Here is a 25,261-nt window from a genome sequence, read left to right as displayed (position 1 = left end):
ACTAAATTAAAAGGGAATAATATGCAAAAAAAGACATTTTATAATACTGAAAAATATCTTAAAAGTCATTTAATGTTATTTCCTATTTTTGCTTATACAAAAAACTTTTTAGATGCTAGTATTGCATCTGTTTGGATTTCAATATGCATTATACTTCCTGCCCTAATAATCAATCAAATAGAACTGAAAAAATATAAAAACCACATATTAGGGATATATCTATTAATAATAGGAATTTTTACCAGTCTAACTTACTTATTCATGTTCTATTTAACGCCAACACTATACAAAGAATTTAAATTTTCAATACCCATTTTAATAGCCATAATAATATCATTTCATAAAAACGAACCTTTTAAAATCTTAAGAAATTCATCAATGATAATCAAATATTCTAAAATCCCAATTTTAATTTTCATTGCCCTAAGCTCAGCAATCTCACTAATTAGAGAAATATTAAACACAGGGAATTTAAAGCTTTTTAATAACGAAATAACTATAATAAAGGAGCTTACAAATACAAAAATGTCAGCTCATAGCTCAAACATTTTTATTGTAGCGTCTTTAATTTTACTATTAATTAATATACTAACAAGTGTTAAAGAAAAAAAAAATAATAAAAGCGTTAAAGAGGAAAAAAATGAATAAAAATGTTAAAAAAAAGATTAAAGACGAAATTAGCATTATAGTTGCCGATCTAGCATTATCAAATAACATAAAGCTAGATAATATCAATATAAATATTCAAAAACCTCCAAAAAGTGATCTGGGAGATATTTCTATATTAATATTTGAGCTTAGCAAAACCTTGAAACTTCCTATTGAAACCATCTCTAAAGAAATAATAAAAATCCTTAAGGATAAATATGAAATTAAAGCTATGGGACCTTACCTAAACATCAAAATTCCCAGAAAAGAATATATAAAAAATACAATACAAATGGTAAATGCCCAAAAAGATAACTATGGGGCAAGTAAATATCTAGACAATAAAAAAATAATATTGGAGTTTTCATCGCCAAATACAAACAAACCACTGCATGTAGGACATCTTAGGAATGACGTAATAGGAGAAAGTCTGTCAAGAATATTAAAGGCTGTAGGTGCAAAAATTACAAAAATAAACCTAATAAATGACCGGGGAGTTCATATCTGCAAATCAATGCTTGCATACAAAAAATTTGGAAATGACATTACCCCTGAAAAAGCTTCTAAAAAAGGAGATCATTTAATTGGTGATTTTTATGTTAAATACAACGAATACTCACAAGAAAATGAAAATGCTGAAAAAGAAATTCAAGATCTGCTTTTAAAATGGGAACAAAAAGATACAAGCACAATTGAACTTTGGAAAAAACTAAATAACTGGGCAATTGAAGGAATAAAAGAAACTTACAAAATTACAAACACCTCATTTGATAAAATTTACCTTGAAAGTGAAATTTTTGAAATTGGAAAAAATGTAGTGTTAGAAGGGCTTGAAAAAGGATTTTGTTACAAACGAGAAGATGGCGCAATATGCATTGATTTACCCTCAGACTCAAGCGAAAAAGAAGACACCAACGTAAAACAAAAAGTACTCATAAGGCCAAACGGAACATCTATTTATCTTACCCAAGATTTAGGAAATATAACAGTTAGAACAAAAGAATTTAATTTTGAAGAAATGATTTATGTAGTTGGAAGTGAACAAATTCAGCACTTCAAAAGCTTATTTTTTGTATCAGAAAAATTAGGGATTTCTAAAAACAAAAAGCTTATTCATTTGTCACACGGAATGGTTAATCTTATTGATGGCAAAATGAAATCAAGAGAAGGCAATGTAATTGACGCAGATAATTTAATCTTAGAGCTAATGGAATCAATAATGCCTGAAATTACACAAAAAATTGAGAATAAAGAGAGTGCTAGAAAAAATGCTTTAAATATTGCACTAGGAGCAATTCACTATTATCTGCTAAAATCAGCTATACATAAAGACATTGTATTTAATAAAAAAGAAAGCCTATCTTTTACAGGAAATTCTGGGCCATATATTCAATATGTTGGAGCAAGAATTAATAGCATTCTTGAAAAATACAATGCACTTTCTATTCCTTTAATAGAAAAAATTGATTTTGAACTTTTAAAACATGAAAAAGAGTGGGAAATTATTAAAATTATATCAGAATTAGAAGAAAATATAATCAAGGCAGCAAAAGATTCGAACCCTTCAATACTTACTAGCTATTCATACTCGCTTGCAAAGCATTTTAGTACGTACTATCAAGAAGTTAAAGTAATAGACATAAAAAATACTGATTTAACAGCCGCAAGAATCGAATTTTTAAAAGCCATATTACAAACAATAAAAAATTGCATGTACCTACTCAATATCCCTTATATGTTAAAAATGTAGGCAAGAAAATATTGTAATATTTTCTTGCCTAATATCCGTTTAAATCTAAGTCGCTTTTGCTAAAAATTAATTTTATTTTATCTTCATACTTTTGGGATATATAATATCTTTTTAACTTAAGAGTATTGGTAAGCTCTTCTCCAATTGAAAAAGGATCTTGAAGTAAAACAAAGCCTGCTATTTTTTCAAAATTTTTAAAACCTACCTTGGTATTAATAGTGTCTGAGATATGCTTAGAATAAAGCTTATTAACGTCCTCATTGGCTAATAAATCACTTCTGGAAGAAAAAGACACTCCACTGGAATTTGCCCACTTTTCAAGATTATCAAAATTAGGCACAATAACGGCCCCCAAAAATTTTTGATCCTGGCCAACAATCATAATATTTTCAATAAACAAAGATTTGCCCAAAACTCTCTCAAGAGGCTCAGGCTCAATATTTTCCCCACCTCTTAGAACAATTGTATCTTTGCTTCTACCAACAATTGAAATTTCATTATTAATTGTCAATCTAACCAAGTCCCCAGTGTTAAACCAACCATCTTCTGTTAAAACTTCATTTGTCTTAGCCTTATCCTTAAAGTAACCATTCATTATCTGTGGCGACCTTACCCAAAGTTCACCTTTTTCTCCATAAGGCAAAACATTGCCATCAAATCCAACTACTTTGTATTCAACATCTGGCAAAATAGGCCCTACAGTTTTTGCTACGGGGCCCTTAAGACGCCTAACGCTCAAAATAGGGCCCGTTTCAGTAAGGCCATAACCTTCAAGAACTTTAATTCCTACAGCCTTAAAGAAATAATCAACATAATCAACCAACGCTCCACCACCAGAAACTCCAAATTCAAAATTTTGTCCAAGGGCATTTTTTATTTTTTTAAATACTAAAATATCGCCTAATAATTTAATAGGGAAAATTAAAACAATCCCAACAAATAAAAATAATTTTGAAAAAAATGAAATAAACAAATTGGTTTTTTTATAAATAGGATAAAGCCCCAAAAATCTCTCCTTAAGCTTTGCATAAACAATTCCAATTTTTAAAAAGCTCCCAAACACAAGCTTTTTAATAAAAGATTCCGATACCTTTTTAATAATACCTATTCTTATACCTTCCCAAATTCTAGGCACAGAAATAATCATTTGGGGATTCAAAAGTAAAAAATCTTTTAATAAAACAGGACCTATGGGCTTTGAATATGCAATTGCTATGCCCCTTAAAGCAACTATATATTCACAAGCTCGCTCAAAAGAATGCCAAAGGGGAAGAATTGAAATCATTATCTTGCCAGGTTTAAGCGTTGGAAGATAATCATAAAGTCTATCTAATTGAAAAATAAAAGATTCATGTCTCAACATTACTCCTTTTGGCATACCTGTTGTACCAGAAGTATATATTATAGTTGCAATGTCTTTTGAAGAACCTTTTTCAATCTCCATATCAAATGCTTTTGGATTAGCTCTTAAATACTCAGATCCAAGTTCTAATAATTTTTTATAAGAAAATACAGTAATATTGCCCATTTTTTCTTCATAAGATTTATCATCATCAATAACAACAATACATCTCACCAATCTAAGATCTTGCTTTTTGGATAAAACTTTGTGAAGTTGCTTATTGTTTTCGACAAAAATAAAAGTAGATTCAGAATGGTTAATAATATAAGTTAATTCATCCTCAGAAGAATCATTTCCCCTAGGAACATCAATGCAGCCTAACCCCAAAGTAGCAACGTCGATTATTATCCATTCTTTTCTAGAATCAGAAATAATTACAACCTTTTCTCCCCTTTTAATGCCACAATGCAAAAGCCCAGAAGCCACTCTTTTTGTCTCATTCCAAAAATCAGCGTATATTTGCTTCTTAAAGGTTTTCGATTCCCCTTCCTTATATATAAAAATATCAAGCTCACTATAAAGAGCCACCGCCTCTTTAAAACGCTTAGGCACAGTATCACTCATAAATCCCCCTCATAGCAATTTAAAATTAATTTAAAAAAAGCAACAGGCTGCTAACAATAATATTATAAAAACTATGTATAAAAATCACATAATATACATTTTTATACCTTAAATAGATAAAAGCAAAAAATATCCCTAATATAAAGGTAACCAAAAATCCCAAAATTCCATAATATAAATGCCCATAAGCAAAAAACATACTACTAAGAATAGCGGCAACTACAACAGAAAATCCCATTTGTGTAAACTTGGTAATAACAAAAGCCCTGTAAAAAAGCTCTTCAAAAGCTCCTGTAAAAAAAGAGGTAAAAGTCATTAAAAAAAATGCTTTTTTACTGCTAATCTTCCAATTAAATCCAGCATTGTTTTGAAAATAATAGACAAGTACTGATTCTGGTAATAGATATTCAAGTAAAAAAGCTATTAAAAAAATGACTATCATTGCGGTCAATATTGTTTTAATAAAAATTAAAACAGACTCCCAAATAAAAATAAATTTAAATTTAGGAATAAAAAACTCTACTCTAAAATCATTATAAGAACTGGTAAGTTTAAAAAAATAAATTATAAAAATAATTAAAAAAGATCTTGAAATCCAAAAATAAAAATGATTTTTATCAACATTCCAAAATTCTGAATTAACATTTTCAAAAGGAGATGCCAAATAAACAATAATGTAGGCCAAAAAAAGATCAAGCAAAGCTCGCTTGAATGAATATCTATTTTTTAACAATTGCATAAAGTATTTTAATTAAATAATTATTAATTGTCAACGAATGATTATTGATTGATTAATAAAAACAAATTAAAATTCAAAATATAATTATATCTAAATAAAAATAAGAATATTATAAATGATTTTAATATTTGTCCTTATTTCACTTAATTTATCAATTCAATACTATTTAAAACTCAATTTAATTTGTTTTAACACAATACTAGCATTTTTTTTCATATTAAAAAATAACAAACACTTAGCACTTAGTTTTATTTTTTGCACAATATTTCTATTGGGCTTTCAAGCCAGATTAAATTTTAAAACATTCAAAAAAAATATTTACCAAATAACAAATATTAAAAATTTTAAAAAACATTCAAAAACCATTATAGAAGCAATTGACAATGAATCAAATATATACAAATTTAGCTTCAAAAATATTGAAAATATTTACAAAATAGGGGATATCATTAAAATTGAAAATCAAAAAATAAAACTTATTAAAAGGACTTTTTTTGCCAAGCTTCGAGAAAAATACACAAACACATTAAACAATTTTTTTACTTCATTAAATCCTAGTTATTCCCATTTTTCAAAAGCAATAGTTTTGAATATAAAATCAGAAATAACAAAATATGAAAAAACATTATTTCAAAATGCAGGAATTGCCCACATTTTAGTAGTATCTGGACTGCACTTTTATCTAATAAGTTTAATAAGTTACTATTTGCTTTTAATAATCACAAATGAAAAATTAAAATACTTAATATTAAGCATAATTTTATTAAATTATCTAATATTAACTGGATTTGCACCTTCAACGCTAAGAGCATTTCTAATGACAGAATCTCTTATAATATACAAACTGATTTACGGCAAAATTAATTTAATAAGCTGCACATCCATTAGTTTTATAATAAATGCTTTTTTATTCCCCGAAACATTAAATTCAATAGGATTTAAAATCTCCTATCTTGCAACAATAGGGATATCAGCATCGGTTCATCTAAAAAATAAATACGATCTTAACAGACTAGCATCATCAATGCTTACAACATTTTTTATTCAAATATTCACCTCGCCAGTAATTTATGTTAATAATTTTGATCTAGCACCAATCTCAATATTGTCAAATTTAATAATTATTCCATTAATATTAATTTTCTTAACAATAACAATATTAAGCTTAATAACTTACTTTTCAAGCTTAAATTTGTTTTTTCCCCTTGACCTTATCAATGCCTACATATTTCAAACAATAAAAATTACAGCAACATTTTTTAGCAAATTCTTTGTAGTCAAGCATCACCAAATACCTATATTTTTAATCTTAAGTATTCTTCTTATAACTTACATTATTTATAATAACGAAACTAAAAAAATTAAAATAATTTAAAAATAACTGCCATTATTAAGAATAATATGGTACTATCTCTTTTATCTATGAACATCAACTATAACAGTATAGCTAGCATAAAACAAACATTAAAAGAAAGAAAAATCGCTCCAAGAAAATTGTGGGGACAAAACTATCTAATAAACGAAAGCATAAGGCAAAAAATAATAGAAAGCTTAGATATAAAAGAAAATGAAAAAATCTGGGAAATTGGTCCAGGACTTGGCGCAATGACTGAAATTTTATTAAAAAAAACTAATCTTTTAACCGTATTTGAAATTGACTTAAAATATTCAGAAATATTAAATGAAAAATTTGGAAAATTAAAAAACTTTAAATTGATAAAAGGGGATTTTTTAAAAAAATACAAAAACGAAAATCAAAACATTGATAAAATATTTTCAAATTTGCCATACAATATTGCATCAAAAGTAATATCTAAATTAATTGAAGAAAACTTTTTAAAAGAAATGGTATTCACAGTGCAAAAAGAATTAGCCGACAGAATAACTGCAAAAATAAATAGCAAAAACTATTCTTCATTTACAGTCTTAGTACAATCACACTTCAAAGCAATTAAAATATTAGATATAGGAGAAAACAATTTTTATCCTGCCCCTAAAGTTAAGTCTACAACACTAAAATTAATTCCTAAAAAAAACAACATAAAAGACTTCAAAGAATTCAACAAATTGATTAGAACTGTATTTTCAAGCAGAAGAAAGAAATTAAAAAACACTATCATTAATTTCGTAGAAAATAAAGCTACTTTGAGAGAAAATTTTTTAAAAGAATATTTAGACAAAAGGCCTGAAAACATTTCTGTTGAAGAATTTATACAAATTTCCAACACTTTAACTGCTTATCATTAAAGCGCTTGCAAATACAATCTCATCAACAGAGCAGCCCCTTGAAAGATCGCTAATGGGCTTGGAAAAGCCTTGTAAAAAGGGGCCATAAGCTTTAGCAAAAGCAAATCTCTCTACTAATTTATAACCAATATTGCCTGCATCTAAATTGGGGAATATTAAAACATTAGCAGAACCCGCTACTAAAGATTCTCTACATTTTTTCTCTGCAACATCTTTTATTATGGCTGAATCAAGTTGAAGCTCTCCATCAATAAGCAAATCACTCTCTTTATTCTTAACAATATTTAAAGCATTTTTTACTTTTTCAGTTTCTTTAGCACTAGAAGACCCTTTTGTTGAAAAGCTTAAAAGAGCAACCTTGGGTTTTGCATTTAAAATATCTTTAAAAGATTTAGCACTTTGCAATGCAATTTCTGCAAGCTCTAAAGAATCGGGATTAACTACTACAGAACAATCTGCAAAAAATAAGATTCCATTATGTCCAAAACAAAAATCAACATTACGAGCAATACTTAAAGTATCCATAATCATAAAAGATGATATAATCTTAACACCTTCCAACTTGGGGATTATTCTTAAAGCATTAGACAAAACCTTAGCGGATGTTGAAATCGCTCCACAAACACAAGATTTGGCATAACCAAGCCTTACCATAAGCATTGCAAAAGTAATTTCATCTAAAACTTGAGCCTTTAAACTTTGCTTAGTAGCTCCTTTTGACTTTAGCAAACTCCAATATTCATCCAAATACATTTCAATATCTGAAAAAGAATTTGGATCAACAACTTCTATTCTTTCTAAAATATCATTACAATCAGAAAATTCTTTTAAAGAATTAATAACAGGATCTTTTTTGCCTATCAAAATAATAGAATCTGCAAGATTTTTTTGCAAAACAACAACAGCTGCCTTTAAAATTCTAGAATCACTACTTTCAGGGAAAACTATATTAGCCTTAAGCTTATTCTCTTTTGCGAATATTCTTGCCTTCTTAAAAACATAATCTTTTAAACAAAACACCTTATCAAAAAGAATACAATATAAATTGACAAATACATAAAAAAAGACATTTTCAAATAAAAATGTCTTTTTTTATGTATTTGTCAATTATAAAATTTAATATTTCTTAAAGAATTCTTAAAATTTCTTGTACAACTTTAGCTGAATTAAAAGCTGCTAATTTAACAAATTTACTATATTCAACTTCATTCCCTTCTCTATTTACAATGTCAGATATTGACCTAATAACTATAAAAGGTACATTAAACATATGAGCAACATGCCCTATTGCTGCTCCTTCCATCTCAACAGCTATTACATCTTTAAAGTTTCCTATAATTTTGTTAATATAATTTGGATCAATAAACTGATCTCCTGAAACTATTAATCCTGAATATGCATTAGAGTCTCCAACCTTTGATTTAACAGCATCTGTAGCTTTCTTGACTAAATTCTTATTGGCAATAAATTTTTGAGGCAATCCCATAAGCTGTCCCACCTTATGTCCAAATTTAATCAAATCAACATCATGATATGCAACCTCTGAAGACACTACCACATCCCCAACTTTAATATCTTTGTATTTAGAACTAACAACACCACCAGCAACTCCAGAATTAATTACATGACTTATATTGTATTTTGACAAAATATAGCCAGTCCATACACCCGCATTAACCTTGCCAACCCCACAAATAACAGCCATAACATTGCGATTAGACAACTTTCCCTTTAAAATCTTTTTATTAAGATTATACTCCTTAAGAACTATTTCTTCCTTATTAGACATAAGCTTACTTATCTGCTCAAATTCAGAATCCATAGCGGTTATTATTAAAACATTAACATTTTTAGAAAAAGCAACATAACCGTTTGAAAAAACTAATAAAAAAATAAAAAATTTTATTAAAAAATTATTCATAAACACCAGCTCCTTATAACAAAAAAATACTTATATCATAATTTTACAAAAAAAAAGTTAAAACTGGATTACTTTTGAGAGAATTTTATAAAAGAAATTGAAAAAAAATATCCTATCCGTATTACAATATTAATAGTTTAAAAAAGGGGGAAACTGAATGAAAAAAATGAATTTAATTACAGCTGCTCTGCCCTATGTTAATAACATACCTCATCTTGGAAATTTAGTTCAAGTACTATCAGCTGATGCTTTTGCAAGATATTCGAAAATGTCAGGGATTGAAACTCTTTATATCTGCGGAACAGATGAATATGGAACGGCCACAGAAACCAAAGCCTTAATTGAAAAAACTACCCCTTTAGAACTTTGCAATAAATATTATGAAATACATAAATCAATTTATAAATGGTTCAATATTGAATTTGATATCTTCGGTCGTACGACTAACAAGCACCATCAAGACATTGTACAAAATTTTTTCCTACAATTAGAAAAAAACGGTTATATTAAAGAGCGAGAAACTGAACAGTTTTTTTGCAATAAAGATTCAATGTTCTTAGCTGATAGATATGTAATAGGAGAATGCCCAGAATGCCAAAGCACGGCTAAAGGAGATCAGTGCGACAACTGTTCTAAGCTTTTAAATCCAATAGATCTAATAAATCCAAAATGCATAATTTGCAAAAATACACCTATTTTGAAAAAAACCAATCATCTTTATTTAGACCTTCCTAAAATAAAAACAAAACTTGAAAAATGGATAAAAAATCCAGATATTAGCAAGAATTGGAATACCAATGCCCTTAAAATGACAAAAGCTTTTTTAAGAGATGGCCTTAAAGAAAGAGCAATTACAAGAGACCTGAAATGGGGAATTCCTGTGCCTAAAAAGGGTTATGAAAATAAAGTGTTTTATGTGTGGTTTGATGCTCCAATAGGATACATTTCAATCACCAAAAACATTGTCAAAAATTGGAAATCTTGGTGGAAAAACAATGATCAAGTAAATCTTGTACAATTTATTGGGAAAGACAATATATTGTTTCATACAATTATATTCCCTTGCATAGAAATTGGAAGTGAAGAAAATTGGACAACATTAAATCAACTCGCATCAAGCGAATACTTAAATTACGAAAATCTTAAATTTTCAAAATCAGAAGGAACAGGAATTTTCGGAAACGATGCTATTACCACAGGAATCCCTTCTGATGTTTGGAGATTTTATATTTATTATAACAGACCTGAAAAATCTGATTTTCAATTTATGTGGCAAGATCTCATGGAAAGAGTAAATACAGAGCTTATTGATAATTTTTCAAACCTTGTAAACAGAGTATTAACATTTCAAAGAAAATTCTTTGGAGATGTAATAGAGCCAATAGAAATTCAAAATAAATTTTGGAGGCAAATAACACCAAAATATAGTAAAATACTAAGTCTTTTTAAAAAGACAGAACTAAAATCCGCACTCAAAGAAATACTTAAAATTTCATCCCTTGGAAACAAAATATTTCAAGATAACGAACCATGGAAAAAAAAAGACAGCTCTCCACAAGAAACAAAAGAACTAATCTCAAACTTAATATATCTAATCAGAGACTTATCTATTTTAATGATGCCATTCATTCCCGAAACAAGCAAAAAGATACAACAATTCTTTGGCAACAGTTATCAATTTTCAACCAAAATTCTTGGAACCAAATCAGGAATTAAAAAAATTGAATTCACAGAAATATTATTCAATAAACTAGAGCAAAAAAAAATTGACAATTTAAAGCTAAAATATTCAGGAGAGAAAAACATGAAAGAAAAAGAACAAGCAGAAAATTTGCTTATAGAAAAAGAACAGCCAGAAAACTTATTTAGAGAAAAAGTGCTATTAAGAGTTGTAAAAATAAATAAAATAGAAAGAAATCCCGAAGCTAAAAACTTATTCATATTAAAACTAGATGACGGAACTAACAAGGACAAACAAATAGTAAGCAGCCTTGAGGGGCATTATACAGAAGAAGAGCTTTTGGGAAAACATATAATAATAGTAGATAATTTAAAGCCTGCAAAGTTTAGGGGAATAAAATCAGAAGGAATGCTAATAGCTGCTGAGGACAAAAATAAAAATTTTAAAGTTCTAATTGTAGAAAATTCAATTCAAAATCCTATTGCTGGAGAGAGAATAATACTTGAAAACGATCAAAATAAAGATCTTGCCTACCCACCGAAAATTGACATAAATAAATTTTTAAAAACCAATATAGTAACAGAAAACGGAGAGCTTAAAATAAACGGAATAAATTTAATATTAGAAAATTCTAAGCACAAAATTTTGTCTAAAGATATTCCAAACGGAACAGTTTGCTAAGAGCTATTAATGACTATTAAAAAAATAAAAACAAAAGAAATGGAAGAAAATTATCTTCAAAGCGAGCTGTGGGCATTAATAAAAACAACAAAAAACAACAATTGGAAAACCTTAGCATTTGAGAGCGATGTTCTTGGCAAAATTGTTGTAATGCAAAGAAGACTGTTTAAAAATTTTTATTTAGCATATATTCCACATCCAGAATTCTCAAACAAAACTCTTGAAAACATTAATATTGATAAAATCAGTAAAAGCATTAAAGAATTTAGCATTAAAATAAAACCCTACCTACATAAAAATACAATCTTTTTAAGATTCGATTTAATGTATTACTATCAAAGAACACTAAATGAAAAATACTTTCCACTAAAAATTAAAATCAAATGCCTAAAAAAATCATTTGATGACATACAGCCTTCAAATACAACAATATTAAACCTAAATAATTCCCTTGAGAATATTTTGATTAACATGAAAAAAAAAACAAGATACAACATAAAGCTCAGTACAAAAAAAAATCTAAATATAATAATGGACGATGAATTTAAACATTTAAATGAATTTTACAAACTTTACAAAGAAACTAGTAAAAGAGATAAATTTACTATTCATTCAGAAGAATATATACAAAACCTCATTAAAATATTCAAACAAGACAAAAATGCACAAATAAAATTGATAATTGCATTTTACAACAATATAATTATTTCTGGCATAATAGTTGGAATTTACAAAGAAAAAGCAGTCTATCTTTACGGGGCTTCAAGCAACGAATATAGAAATTTAATGCCCAATTACGCAGTGCAATTTAAAGCAATACAAATCTTAAAAAAATTAGAAATAAAAGAATATGATTTATTAGGAATCCCCCCAATTGCAAATAAAAAACACCCCTTATATGGTCTTTATGGATTTAAAACGGGATTTGGAGGAAATATTATTCACAGAATTGGCTGTTATGATTTTACTTACAAAAATTTTATTTATAAGATTTATGCAAATCTTGAAAAGCTCAGATACTTTTATTACAAAGTAATAAGGAAAAAAATTTAATCAAGCATATTAACCAAATTTTTGAATTGCAAGCCCCTATCAAACTCATTATTAAAAAGCTCAAAAGAAGCACTAGCGGGGGAAAATAATACAATGTCACCTGGAATTGAAATTTTGAAAGAATAATTTACTGCATCTTTTAAAGAATCAAATACAAAATATTGTATGCTACTTTTTTCTAAAATCTTAATAATTTTTACAGTTGCACTACCTTTTATTAAGATCCAAGTTTTCACAATATTTATTATCTTGCTAAAATTTGAAAAATCAAGCTCTTTATCGGTTCCCCCAACAATTAAATTAATGTGGTTATCATGTGTTTTTAAACTTTTAACAGATAAAACCGTAGACTCAGGAATAGTTGAAGCTGTATCGTTATAAAACATTACATCTTGAACTAATCTAACAAACTCTAATCTATGCTCAATGCCTTTAAAATTATTTAAAATTTGAGACGCATGATTAAGGTCTATATTTAAATAATGCGAGGCAAAAAAAGCAATAAACTTGGGAATCATAAAAACAACTTGAGACTCAGAAAAACTTCCAATCAAGTTGTCATTAAAATATACTTTGCCTTTACTGCAATAAAAAATATCTTGATCAAAATCACAAGGATTGGATTCGGAAAATAAAATAACTTTGGCTTTTGATTTAAATTTTGAAAAATATTTGTAATAAGCCTTATCTTGAATAATCACAATTCCTGAAGTTTGATTTACAAAAATTTTTGACTTATCGATAATATAGTCATCAAAATTTAAATAATAGTTTTGGTGATCGTTATAAACATTTGTAATAATGCTAAGAATAGGATTAAAATTGTCTAAAGATTGCAATTGCCAAGAAGAAAGCTCTAAAATCACAGGGGATCTTCCATCAAGTTGATCAAAAAAACTCAAAGGAGACACGCCAATATTTCCTCCAAGTTTTGCCCTTGGATATTTTTTTTTCAAAACCTGATACAAAAGAGACACAAGCGTCGATTTACCTTTAGTACCTGTTACTGCTATTATAGGGTTCTTGTTAAATATTAAAAACAAGCTAATATCTGTTTCAACTCGTTTTGCAAACTTTAAATATTTGTTATTGGGTTTCACACTGGGATTTTTCACAACAATATCAGCATTTTTAAAATCGTTTATATCGTGCTTACCTAAAACATACCTAATTTGATTATCTAAATCTCTTAAAGAATCAATACTTAAAGCTAATTCTGCCTCACTTTTAAGATCAGTAATTACTAACTTTGCCCCATGCTTTAATAAAAATCTAGAAAGAGCTACTCCTCCCCCATTAATACCCAACCCCATGACTAAAAATTTTAAATTTTTAATTTCGTCTAAGCGCACAATAAGATTATATCAAACCTACCAGCCTGTTTTAATAGATTTAATCCACCTTTCACTATAAAAATAAGGAAGTGAAATAGCAAGTTTGATTGCATCCTCAAGAGCTGGAATAAAAACAATAATTTCAAAAGGCAAATTTGTATAATTTGCTAAAACAAAAGCAATAGGAATGGTATAAACAAAAGTTACAGAACCTTCCATAATAGCACCAAAACTTGGAGATGCTCCCGCACGAAAAAATCCAAAAAGATACTGAAAAGCAAGAGCCATAAAAAAGGCAGAAACAGAAGAATACCTTAAAATAGTTCCTATAAGTTGCGAATATTTTAATGTATAAAAAATATAAGGAGCAAAAAATGAAAACACAAATAATGCAAAAGATGTTAAAAAAGCAAGTTTTAAGCCGATTTTACCTAAATACATTGCAACTTTCATGACTTCTTTTTTACTATTATGCATTTCATAGCCCATCATAATATTTAAAGAAATACAAAAGGAATTAATTATATTAAAGATAATAAAATAAACAGAAAAAGATATGCTGTAAGCAGCATATCTATGAATATCAATTCCTATAAAAATTGACGTCAAAACAAGATATCCAAAAAACCAAATAAAATCATTTAAAAGGATTGGAATAAAAAATTTAATTAACTGAACAAACAGCTTAATGTTAATATTTAAATCATTAAGCTTAAGGTTTAAAATTGATTTCTTGTTAAACACTGTATAAACAAGATAAACAATAAGCTCAAAGGCACGAACAACTGTTGTTGCAATAGCAGCACCAACGACACCCATATTAAAAACAAAAATAAAAATGTAATTTAATATAAAATTCAAAAAAACTGAAAAAACAGAAATGTAAACTTGAAATTTAACAATTTCAACAACCTTAAGAGCATTGGCAACAAGCCCTTTTATAATTGCAAATACGAAAGAAAAAATAGCTATGTTTAAATATATAGCTCCATAATAAACTGCCTGCGCATCATCAGAAATCAATCTAAGTAAAAAAAGGGGCTTCACTCTGGAAATAAATACAAACGGAAAAGAAAATAAAATAATAGTAAATATACTAATAAAAAATGTATTCCTAAAACTCTTAAAATCTCCCTGATTGTATTGCCTTGTGGCTATTATATTGTAAGCCCCTACCATAGCAAACCCAATAGTAACAAACAGCTCAAAAAATTTATTTGCAAGAGAAACTCCTGCGACAGGATAATCACCAAGATATGCAACCATAGCATTATCTGTAAGGGAAATAAAATTAAATAAAAAAAACTCAATAGCAGTTGGAATTGCAATTTTTAAAAGATCTTTATAAATTTTATTCTTTTTTGATGCACTTAATGAATACATAAACTTCTCCAAATAAAAAATCAAGATTTTTTCAAAGACAAATACCGGAACCTACAATAAAACAAAAAAATCGCTTTTAAATCAGCATTCGGAATGAATTTTGGATTCACTAAAATCATTAAAATTTTTATTAACACTAAATATATCACGCTGTCCACCACACACACTCAAACAAGCTCTTCATATTCAATTTCGCGTATCCAATCATCGTGAAAAAATTCAATTATTATAAACATATTCTTAATGATCTCTTCCAGATTTACAATAAAAACCACTATTGGCAAACTTAAATTTGTATAAAACACTAATAAATAAGCAATTGGAAGCGTATAAAAAACAATTACCCCCGATTCAATAAAAAAACAAACATTTGGTATGCCACTAGCCCTAAAAACCCCAACAAGAACTTGTGCTGTAAAAGCTTTAAAAACCACAATACTTGCAAAAACGTAGATAAACACGCTAACAAGTTCGGGAGAATCTAAATTACTAAAAATATAAGGTGCAAAGCTCGATATTCCAATAAGTAAAATAACTACAAAAACACCTAAAAGAAATCCCAAAAAAGATAAAAAAAATCCAACCGACCTGACATGTTTCTTATCATAAATCATTAAATGCCCAATAACAACCCCTGTTGCTAGCCCCATGCCATGAAGCAACACAAAGCAAATGTCAAAAAGATTTGATGCAATAGCAAATGAAGCGTATTCAATGCTCCCAACACGGGCATAAAATGCATGTAAAATAGTTATACTCAAAACCCAAAAAATCTCGTGAGACAAAACGGGTATAATCAGTTTTAAATTAGCTCTAGTAACTACCTTTGAAGTAAAAAAATCGCTAAACTTAATCCTATAATATGAATTACTGTTTATCAGACTATACAAAAAATAAAAAACAAACTCAACACTTCTAGCAAGCACAGTAGCATATGCAGCACCTTTTATTCCCATGCTAAAACCAAAAATAAAAATATAATTAAAAATAATATTTATTAAAACAACAATAGAAGTAACATATAAAGGTATTTTTACTTCTTTAGCACTTTTAAACCCCATAGCCGATAAAAAAGAATATGACATTAAAACATAAGACAATGAAATAATTTTTAAATACTCTGATCCAAAATTTAAAGAATCCTGATTAGCTGTAAATAGTTTGATAATGTTTTTGGGGAAAAGAAATGAAAATATAAAAAAAATTATTCCTATTGTAGTTCCAATTGATAATATATAAGCAAAAGATTGTCTTATTTGAAGAAACTTCTTTTTTGCAATTGCTTGGGACACGTAAGCGCTTAAAGCTGTACCAAGTCCAAACACAATAATAAAAAAAAGAAAAGTTACTCTATTTGCTAAAGAAACTCCTGTAACGTGAAAAGAGCCCAAATAGGAGATCATGAAATTATCAAAAAAAGTTACCATTTGAAATAAAAGTGATTCAAAAGCTGTGGGAATAGCTATAATAAAGAGCTCTTTTATTATCTGATCATAATTTTTAAACTTTCTGATCATATCTCTTGTATAAAATCTCCTTTATTTATTGCTTTTAACTAAATTTAATCTAATCTATAATATATAGATATATATATTTAGAATTAACTATTAATTATACTAAAATATATTATAATTAAATAACATGAAATCTATTTATGTTTTATTATTTCTATTCATTAACCTATCTTTGTTGGCCAACAACATTTCAAAAAAAGATTTAAAAATACTGCTAAATATTACTAAGACAATGAATAAAGAGTGCAAAAATTTTATTGAAAAAAATCCTATTCAGTTCTTAAAAGAAATAAAACCTTTAGTAGATGCAGAAAAAAATAACCTCTTAACTCTAATAAATAAAAAAATATCAATTCCTGTAGATTATAAAATACCTGATCTGGTATATGTTAATGATTTTAAAGATCTTGAGAATCTTGGAGCAAAAAATATTAAAGTAAGAAGAATATTAATTAAAGATTTAATTCAGCTAATAAAAGATGCAAAAAAATTTGGAATTGAAATTAAAATCAAATCTGCCTACAGAACACAAGAATACCAAAAATTTTTATTTGATTACAATGTAAAAACTTATGGAAGAAAAGTTGCAGAAGCTCAATCAGCAATTCCAGGCCATTCTCAACATCATATGGGAACAGCAATAGATTTTATAAATATAGATGATAATTTACTAAACACAAAAGAAGGAAAATGGCTTTACGAAAATTCTCTAAAATATGGATTTTCTATTTCATACCCAAAAGGATATGAAATAGAAACTGGATATAAAGCAGAGCCTTGGCACTATTTATACATAGGACCTAAACCGTGCTCTATTCAGAAAAAATATTTTAATAATTTACAACATAAGCTTCTTGAATTCTGGAACCATAACAAAACAATTCTTATTGAGCTAATTGAAAAATACACAAGCTAAATACTTCTTCCGACATTCAAATAAGAACAAAAAAGATTGTCTAGCAAATCAATATCAAGCTTGTCGTAAACAGAATTATCATAAAAAAATAAGTCAAGTTCTTCCCTGATCAATACTATGACATCTCTATCATCAACAAAATTGGCTATTTTTAATTTTAAATATCCTGCTTGCTCAAGTCCAAATAAATTGCCGGGCCCTCTTAATCTTAAATCTTCCTCTGCTATTTTAAATCCATCCAAATTTTCTTTTATAGTTTTTAATCTAAATTTTCCAGCACTTGTCAAAGGCTCTTTATAAAGTAAAAAGAAAAAAGATTTTAAATTACTTCTACCAACACGACCTCTAATTTGGTGCAAAGTAGAAAGTCCAAAACGCTCAGCATGCTCTACAACCATACAAGTTGCATTTGGACAATCAATTCCAACCTCAATAACACTAGTAGCCACCAAAATATCTACTTTTTTTAAATAAAAATTTTTCATAATTTCTTCTTTTAAATCGGACGATAACTTAGAATGAAGCATGTCTACAACATATTCGCCAAATACTTCCTTCAATTTTAAACACATATTATTAACATCTTTTAATTCAAATTTCTCTGAAGATGAAATTAATGGATAAATAAAATAAACCTGATGACCTTTTAAGAGCTCTTTTCTTAAAAACTCATAAACTTTATCTTCATTGCCATGCTTTGCTAGATAAGTAGTAATAGGCAAACGACCTTCAGGCAAGGTTTTAATAAAAGAAATTTCAAGATCACCAAAAAGCGTTAACGCAAAACTCCTAGGAATAGGCGTTGCAGACATTAAAAGCATATCTACACCTTCTCCTTTGTTTTTAAGCTCTTCTCTTTGAACAACTCCAAACTTATGCTGCTCGTCAATAATAACATATGCTAATCTTTTAAATTCTGTACTTTCATAAAAAATAGCATGTGTTCCAACTATTAAGCCGGAAGTTCCATTTCTAATATTTTCTAATGCTTGTTCCTTATCTTTCTTTTTTAAACTACCAGTCAAAAGAGTTACTGAAATGTTAAAAGACGACAATATGTTGGATAAATTATCATAATGTTGACGAGCCAAAAGATCGGTGGGCGCCATAAACGCTACCTGATATCCCGCTTCAATTAAAGGAAGCCCCGAAAGCAGGGCAACAAGGGTTTTACCGCTCCCAACATCACCTTGAAGCAATCTATTCATTGGCTTAGAAGAGTTAAGGTCAAAGAATATCTCATCAACAGAAATTTTTTGATCTTCTGTAAGTTCAAAGGGCAAACTTGAAACAACCCTTTCAAGCAAATCTTTTGATAAATTCCTTTTTTCTCGAAAAAGAACCTTAGAAGATCTATACCTTGAAAAAAACTGAAGCAAGAAAATTTCTCTGTAAATTAAAGTTTTTTTTGCCCTTTCAAGCATTTCTAATGAACTTGGAAAGTGAATCTCTTTTAAAGCATCGCTTAACGACAATAAAGAATATTTTTCTATTAAAAATTTAGGAATATCTGTTTGGCCAAACTTTAAAAAATATTCAAGAGCTTCCCTTACATATAATGAAATTTTCTTTGATGTTAATCCCTCTGTCAAAGAGTAAACTGGAAGAATTTTCTTAAACCTTTCAGGCTTGTCACTGTAAACTTCACTGTCAAAATTAGAACAACTCCATAAACCACTATAATCGTTATAAGTAAATTTAGAATAAATATAGAATTTTTTATCTATTTTAAAGACATTTTCTAAAAAAGCCCTATTAAAAAGCAGAATTTCAAAAGGCTCATCATTTACACTCCTAGCCGTTAACTTTAAATTTTTTTTAGAACTATCCCCAAATTTTTTATGCCCCACAACAGTAAACACCGTCATCATATCACAACTTTTCATCTTAGAAAAATCCGGAAAAGTTTGCATATTTTGACGATCTTCATATTTTACAGGAAAAAACTCAATAAGATCTTTAACATTAAAAATTTGCAGATTATTTAACCTTTCAACCCCTTTCTCACCAAGACCACTTATATCTTTAAGCTCATATTCAAACTCATGTAAAAACATTTTAATCTCCTAAAAAGGCAAATATGTTCCTAAAACTCTAATAGCAAATACAACTTGTTCAATAATAATTATAAATGCTACCATTAAAGCACTCCCAACAATCAAACGTAAAGCGTAAGACATATGCTTATCAGTAATTACACCACTTATCCTAGTGGATAAAGGAAGTAAAAATGAATCGACTGTTTTTAAAAAGTCTGAGCCTTGGAACAAATTCAAAAGCAACAATGCCAATCTCAACAATAAAAAGAAAACTATAGCAATAAAAATGCTTCTAAATATCCCCCAAACTTCAACAATGAATAAAATAATAAATGTAGAAAGCTTATAATTCCCATAAGCTAACATTCTTTCAAAAATAGTTAAAGTTATTAAAGCTGCAATTGGAGAAAAATCAAACATACCAAATGTAAAAAAAGGGATTTTTCTGAAAAAAGATAAAAATGGTTCTGTGACAATATGTATAAATCTGAAAAATACATTGGTATTAATCCCTGAAGACACAAGCCAGCTAAGAAGGATCCTAATTAAAATTAAAATCCTATAAATCTGCAAAAATACCATTAAAATTTCTATTAAAACAATCAATACAGCACCTCCTAATCAACCCAAACATCTTCAACTATCACACACTTTCTTAACTTATCAAGCTTATCCTCATCTGGCACAAAATTCAAAATCGAATTCATTTTTAATTTTAAATCTTTGCCATTTTCCCTTAAATAAAAATAAACATTTGAAAATCCAGAATTGTCTTCAAAATTACTTATACTTTCCTTTAAAGAATTAAGTAACTGTAGGTCATTTAATTTATTATTTAAAAATTTAATATGAATATTATTTATTTTATCTTCGGAAAGTCTTTCAATATTTACAACTTTTTCAACTACAATTGAAAATTTATCTCTGTTAAACGTAAGCCTGCCCATAACTCCAATAACATTACCTTCAAGCAAAAAATTTTTATACTTTTCATAGCTTTCGGTAAAAATTACAATATCTATTGCTCCTTTAAAATCTTCTATAACCCCAAAAGCCATTTTGGCATTATTTCTTTTAGTTTGAATAACTTTTACTGAATTTAAAATGCCAGAAAATTGGACAATGCTATCTTTTTTGACAGCAAGATCTTTTAAAACATTTAAATTGGAAAAACTATCAATTGCCTTTTTATAAGGATCCAAAGGATGCCCCGACACATAAAATCCTAAAAGCTCTTTTTCAAATCCTAAAAGCTCAGAATAAGAATATTCTTCAAAAGTTTGATAATTAAAACTTTGCCGAATTGGATCTTGACTTTCAAGGGCACCAAATAAGCTATTTTGACCTAGTTTTTTATTATTTTTATCTTCTGAAACAACTTCAATCAAACGATCAAGATTTTCAAACAAGGTTTTTCTATTTTGATCCAAACTATCAAAAAGCCCAGATTTTATTGCAGATTCTAAAAATTTCTTATTAATTACTTTATCATCCACACGTCTTACAAAATCTTCAAAAGAACTATATCTGCCGTTTTTTTCTCTCTCATCAATTATTAAATCAACAACAATTCCTCCAAGATTTTTAATCCCATTAAGCCCATAAGAAATTCCAGAATCAGTTACACGAAATTCCCTAAATGATCGATTTATATCGGGTTTGAGCACGTTTATACCTATAGCTTTTGACTCTTCAATGTAATAAGAAAGTTTATCATTATTATTAATTTCATTAGTCAAATTGGCAGCCATAAAATATTCAGGGTAATTAGCCTTAAGATAAGCAGTTTGATATGCTATTAAAGAATACGCCGCTGCATGCGACTTGTTAAATCCATATCCCGAAAAAGGCTTTAAAAGTTCAAAAATTTCACTAGCAATTTCTTTGTCATATCCTTTCTCAATAGCCCCTCTTAAAAAGTCGACTTTCATTTCATTCATCTCATCTTCTTTCTTTTTACCCATAGCACGTCTTAAAATATCAGCTTTGCCAAGAGAAAAGCCCCCAATTATTTTTGCAACTTCCATTACTTGTTCTTGATAAACAATAACCCCATAAGTTGGCCTTAAAACTTCCTTTAAATCTGGATGAGGATATTTAATTCTCTTAACACCTTTTTTAGCAGCAATAAATTGAGGAATAAATTGCATAGGACCTGGCCTATAAAGAGCATTTAGGGCTATTAAATCTTCAATGCTATCGGGCTTTGCATCTTTTAGAATTTGCTGCATTCCTTCAGATTCAAACTGAAAAACAGATGCACTTCTTCCTTCTCCTAGCATCTTAAAAGTCTTAACATCATTATCTGGAATATTTTTTATTTTAAAATCTGGATTTACACTTCTAATAAGATTTTCTGCATTTTTTATTAACGTCAATGTTTTCAAACCAAGAAAATCCATCTTAACAAGTCCACATTCTTCAAGCAAATCCATTGTGTATTGAGTAGAAACAGAACCTTGCTTATAATCCTTATAAAGGGGCACATAGTCAGTTAAAGGGGTTTTAGAAATTACAATTCCTGCAGCATGAGTTGAAGCATGTCTATTCATTCCCTCAAGAATCAACGCAGCATCCATTAACTCTTTATAAACAGATTTGCTAGTAAAATATTCTTTCAAAGAATTGTCATCTAAAACCTCTTTTAAAGAAACTTTAGGCCCATCAGGAATAAGCTTAGTAAGTTCATTTGATTCAGCAAATGGAATATCTAAAACTCTAGCCACATCCTTAACTACGGCCTTAGGCTTTAAAGTTCCAAAAGTAATTATTTGAGCTACCTTATCTTCTCCATATTTATTGGTAACATATTTTATAATCTCATCTCTTCCTTCAAAGCAAAAATCAATATCAAAATCGGGCATAGAAATACGCTCGGGATTTAAAAATCTCTCAAAAAGTAAATTATACTTTAAAGGATCAATATCAGTAATTCTAAGAGCATAAGCTACAATTGAACCAGCACCAGAACCGCGCCCAGCTCCAACAGGAATATCGTGATCATGAGCAAATTTAATAAAATCCCAAACAATCAAAAAATAACCTTCAAAACCCATTCCAATTATTACGCTCAATTCATAAAAAGCTCTATCTTTTATTTTGTTTGTCAAAGTTTTGTATCTAAATTTCAACCCTTCAAGAGTGAGATGTTCCAAATATTCACCAAGGGTATTAAATTCAACAGGAATTTGATAATCAGGCAAAATAGGGCCTGGAAAAGTTATTTTAAAATCATCACACTTTTCTGCAATCCTTACAGTATTTTCTAAAGCTTCAGGCAAATCATTAAAAAGTTCACACATTTCCTCTTGAGATTTAATATAAAATTCATTGGTTTCCATTTTTAATCTATTCTCATCACTTTTCTTAGCACCAGTACCAATACAAACAATGATGTCTTGAGCAGCTGCATCTTCTCTGTTCACATAATGAGAATCATTGGCTACTGTTAAAGGAACTCCAAGCTCCCTAGAATACTCAACCAACCTTTCATTTACAATGTCTTGATCTTTAATGCCATGCCTTTGAAGCTCAAGATAAAAATCATTACCAAAAACCTTTTTAAACCAAAGAATTTCATTCTTAGCATCTTCAAATCTATTGGCCAAAATAAGTCTTGGAATAAGCCCCCCAATGCAAGCTGAAGTACAAATCAAGCCTTCTGAATATTTTTCAAGATCTTCTTTATCTATCCTTGGACGATAATAAAACCCCTCAAGATAAGAAATACTTGTTAGCTTTAATAAGTTTTTATAACCCAGCTCATTTTTGGCAAGCAAAATTAAATGGTAAGACATTTTTCCAAGATCATCCTGTTTTTTTAAAAACTTAGAAGTTTTTGCCATATAAGCTTCAATTCCAATTATTGGCTTAATTCCTGCTTTTTTAGCTTCTTTATAAAATTTAATAGCTCCAAAAAGATTACCATGATCAGTTAATGCAATATGAGACATATTGCATTTTTTTGCTTTTGAAATAATATCTGATATTTTTGCAGCTCCGTCCAAAAGAGAATAATCTGAATGAACATGAAGATGAATAAATCTAGCCCTAAAACTCATACCTAAAATTATTTTATCAAAATAAAACTTGATTTTTAACAAACCTTAGTCAAATAAATAAAAATTTAAAAAGCCATAATAATTTTTAAATCTCTAATTTAAATTATTGCAACAAATCTTATCAAAATAATCAAGAAATAAATAATCAAGAAAAAATACTAATACCTTGATTATCCAATTCAATTACCATCTTTTTAATGTGCTCAAGTTTTCTAACAATTTCTTCAGATAAACTTTCAGCTTGAGACAAAAAATCTTTGGCTTGCCTTAAACCGCTGTCATTGCGATTTTTCACCCTAAATATAATCAAAATTTCAGCTGCAAACTTATTAATGTTTAAATAGGGAATGTATACTTCTTCCCACAACTGCCTGATAGAATCATTCTTAGGAGACAATCCTTTATAAAACAATCCAAACCCATGTTTGGAAGCATCTGTTTGAATGAATATTGACCTTTGTCCCTCAACAAGTAATCTCAAATTATTAATCCAAGAAAATTGTTCTGAGAGAATAAATTCTAGCTCCTTTATAAATTCATCATTAGACAGCATAAAAGTATCAGAGCTAATCAAAGAATCACAGTTTCTTGTATAATAAGCCATATTAGCATCTATACTCTCAAGATTTTCAATCAAAGAAGAAAATTCCTCTTGACTTCTTGAAAAACGCTTGAATATGTTCTCAAGATAATTAAGCTGTTCAAGAATCTCAGCAAAGAACTTATCAATATCAATCTGCAAATCTTTAAGGTTATGAGAAATTAAATCTTTAGAAACCTCTTCAATTTCCTTTACAGAAATCATATTCATAACACCTTTTGCCTGATCAGAAAGCCGCTTAATCTCATCTGCAACAACAGAAAATCCTTTACCATATTCTTTAGCTCTTGCAGCCTCAAGCTTTGCATTAAGAGAAATCATATTGGTAGCACCCAAGAAATTACTTATTGTTTCCAAACTGCCCTGAATTCCAACAATAACAGAAGATATTTGATTTAATTTTTCCTTATTATTTTTACCAAGATCACTAAAAATAACGCTTATTTGATCACGAGCATTATTTGTCATCCCAACAAGAGCGGAAAATATCTGATCAAAATCTTCTATTCCAGAAAACAAAATTCTTTGTAATGACTCAAATCCTACTTTTAGAGTAGAAATGGAAGCTTTGGTATGATAAAATCCCTTTAGCATTTCCTTAACAGGAACTTTATATTCATAAGTACTTAAATCTTTTTTGTCATTATTAACATCATTTAAAAGATTTAAATCAACAATTTGTTTCTTTTTTTTTAAAAACGAAAATTTTTTCATAAAGGGATTCTAC

At 28.4% G+C, this 25,261-nt stretch carries 18 protein-coding genes; 7 read left to right on the top strand and 11 right to left on the bottom strand.

All coding sequences use genetic code 11. From position 1 onward, the window contains the following. Positions 1-21 precede the first annotated feature (21 nt). Positions 22-648 carry a hypothetical protein gene (locus QIA46_RS02960; RefSeq protein ID WP_301341725.1) on the top strand — a complete coding sequence of 209 codons (627 nt, stop codon included), beginning with the start codon at positions 22-24 and terminating at the stop codon, positions 646-648. After that, complete coding sequence (gene argS / locus QIA46_RS02955; protein WP_317268381.1) at positions 641-2,398, top strand: arginine--tRNA ligase; 1,758 nt, start codon at positions 641-643, stop codon at positions 2,396-2,398. Before QIA46_RS02960 ends, argS begins: the two co-directional genes overlap by 8 nt. A 28-nt stretch (positions 2,399-2,426) precedes the next feature. Here argS and QIA46_RS02950 read toward each other — a convergent pair whose 3' ends face one another. Beyond that, on the bottom strand, positions 2,427-4,364 hold the full coding sequence (locus QIA46_RS02950) for an AMP-binding protein (protein WP_317268380.1): 1,938 nt from the start codon (positions 4,362-4,364) through the stop codon (positions 2,427-2,429). A 25-nt stretch (positions 4,365-4,389) separates the two neighbouring features. Then, on the bottom strand, positions 4,390-5,103 hold the full coding sequence (locus QIA46_RS02945; protein WP_317268379.1) for a CPBP family intramembrane glutamic endopeptidase: 714 nt from the start codon (positions 5,101-5,103) through the stop codon (positions 4,390-4,392). A 115-nt stretch (positions 5,104-5,218) separates the two neighbouring features. On the opposite strand from QIA46_RS02945, the gene QIA46_RS02940 reads away from it, so the two are divergent. Together QIA46_RS02940 and rsmA are read left to right on the top strand one after the other, a co-directional pair. Beyond that, positions 5,219-6,478, top strand: a complete 1,260-nt coding sequence (locus QIA46_RS02940) for a ComEC/Rec2 family competence protein (RefSeq protein WP_317268378.1) — start codon at positions 5,219-5,221, stop codon at positions 6,476-6,478. 26 nt (positions 6,479-6,504) lie between these two features. Beyond that, complete coding sequence (gene rsmA, locus QIA46_RS02935) at positions 6,505-7,350, top strand: 16S rRNA (adenine(1518)-N(6)/adenine(1519)-N(6))-dimethyltransferase RsmA (RefSeq protein ID WP_317268377.1); 846 nt, start codon at positions 6,505-6,507, stop codon at positions 7,348-7,350. On the opposite strand, the gene pta is transcribed toward rsmA, so the two are convergent. Further along, positions 7,333-8,370 (bottom strand): phosphate acetyltransferase, encoded by a 1,038-nt coding sequence (pta, locus tag QIA46_RS02930; protein WP_317268376.1) that lies wholly within the window; start codon positions 8,368-8,370, stop codon positions 7,333-7,335. The two genes, rsmA and pta, sit on opposite strands and share 18 nt — an antisense overlap. Positions 8,371-8,476: 106 nt before the next feature. Further along, complete coding sequence (locus QIA46_RS02925) at positions 8,477-9,271, bottom strand: 5'-methylthioadenosine/adenosylhomocysteine nucleosidase (protein ID WP_317268375.1); 795 nt, start codon at positions 9,269-9,271, stop codon at positions 8,477-8,479. Positions 9,272-9,428: 157 nt separating this feature from the next. Here QIA46_RS02925 and metG point away from each other — a divergent pair, with 157 nt between their 5' ends. Both metG and QIA46_RS02915 read left to right on the top strand, forming a co-directional pair. Then, on the top strand, positions 9,429-11,633 hold the full coding sequence (metG, locus tag QIA46_RS02920) for a methionine--tRNA ligase (protein WP_317268374.1): 2,205 nt from the start codon (positions 9,429-9,431) through the stop codon (positions 11,631-11,633). 9 nt (positions 11,634-11,642) lie between these two features. Beyond that, positions 11,643-12,686: a lipid II:glycine glycyltransferase FemX gene (locus tag QIA46_RS02915; protein ID WP_317268373.1), complete on the top strand. Its 1,044-nt coding sequence runs from the start codon at positions 11,643-11,645 to the stop codon at positions 12,684-12,686. On the opposite strand, the gene murD is transcribed toward QIA46_RS02915, so the two are convergent. The 3 genes from murD to QIA46_RS02900 form a co-directional block, all read right to left on the bottom strand. Next, positions 12,683-14,038: a UDP-N-acetylmuramoyl-L-alanine--D-glutamate ligase gene (murD, locus tag QIA46_RS02910; protein WP_317268372.1), complete on the bottom strand. Its 1,356-nt coding sequence runs from the start codon at positions 14,036-14,038 to the stop codon at positions 12,683-12,685. The genes QIA46_RS02915 and murD overlap by 4 nt on opposite strands. Positions 14,039-14,056: 18 nt before the next feature. After that, positions 14,057-15,403, bottom strand: a complete 1,347-nt coding sequence (locus QIA46_RS02905; protein WP_316256279.1) for an MATE family efflux transporter — start codon at positions 15,401-15,403, stop codon at positions 14,057-14,059. A 167-nt stretch (positions 15,404-15,570) separates the two neighbouring features. Continuing rightward, positions 15,571-16,920 carry an MATE family efflux transporter gene (locus QIA46_RS02900; protein WP_316256278.1) on the bottom strand — a complete coding sequence of 450 codons (1,350 nt, stop codon included), beginning with the start codon at positions 16,918-16,920 and terminating at the stop codon, positions 15,571-15,573. Positions 16,921-17,044: 124 nt separating this feature from the next. Here QIA46_RS02900 and QIA46_RS02895 point away from each other — a divergent pair, with 124 nt between their 5' ends. Further along, on the top strand, positions 17,045-17,833 hold the full coding sequence (locus QIA46_RS02895; RefSeq protein ID WP_317260340.1) for a M15 family metallopeptidase: 789 nt from the start codon (positions 17,045-17,047) through the stop codon (positions 17,831-17,833). On the opposite strand, the gene recG is transcribed toward QIA46_RS02895, so the two are convergent. The 4 genes from recG to QIA46_RS02875 all read right to left on the bottom strand — a co-directional run bounded on the left by recG (position 17,830) and on the right by QIA46_RS02875 (position 25,248). After that, positions 17,830-19,890: an ATP-dependent DNA helicase RecG gene (gene recG, locus QIA46_RS02890; protein ID WP_317268371.1), complete on the bottom strand. Its 2,061-nt coding sequence runs from the start codon at positions 19,888-19,890 to the stop codon at positions 17,830-17,832. The two genes, QIA46_RS02895 and recG, sit on opposite strands and share 4 nt — an antisense overlap. Before the next feature lie 9 nt (positions 19,891-19,899). Beyond that, positions 19,900-20,478, bottom strand: a complete 579-nt coding sequence (locus QIA46_RS02885) for a YggT family protein (protein WP_014023795.1) — start codon at positions 20,476-20,478, stop codon at positions 19,900-19,902. A gap of 11 nt (positions 20,479-20,489) precedes the next feature. Next, entirely contained in the window at positions 20,490-23,975 is a 3,486-nt protein-coding gene (gene dnaE, locus QIA46_RS02880; protein ID WP_317268370.1) for a DNA polymerase III subunit alpha, read from the bottom strand. A 103-nt stretch (positions 23,976-24,078) separates the two neighbouring features. After that, positions 24,079-25,248: a methyl-accepting chemotaxis protein gene (locus QIA46_RS02875; protein ID WP_317268369.1), complete on the bottom strand. Its 1,170-nt coding sequence runs from the start codon at positions 25,246-25,248 to the stop codon at positions 24,079-24,081. Positions 25,249-25,261: the final 13 nt, after the last annotated feature.

Source organism: Borreliella carolinensis, assembly GCF_032595855.2.
In the GTDB taxonomy this organism is placed as follows: domain Bacteria; phylum Spirochaetota; class Spirochaetia; order Borreliales; family Borreliaceae; genus Borreliella; species Borreliella carolinensis.
Note: the sequence above shows the minus strand (reverse complement) of the source record. Positions and strands in the feature narration are given on the sequence as shown.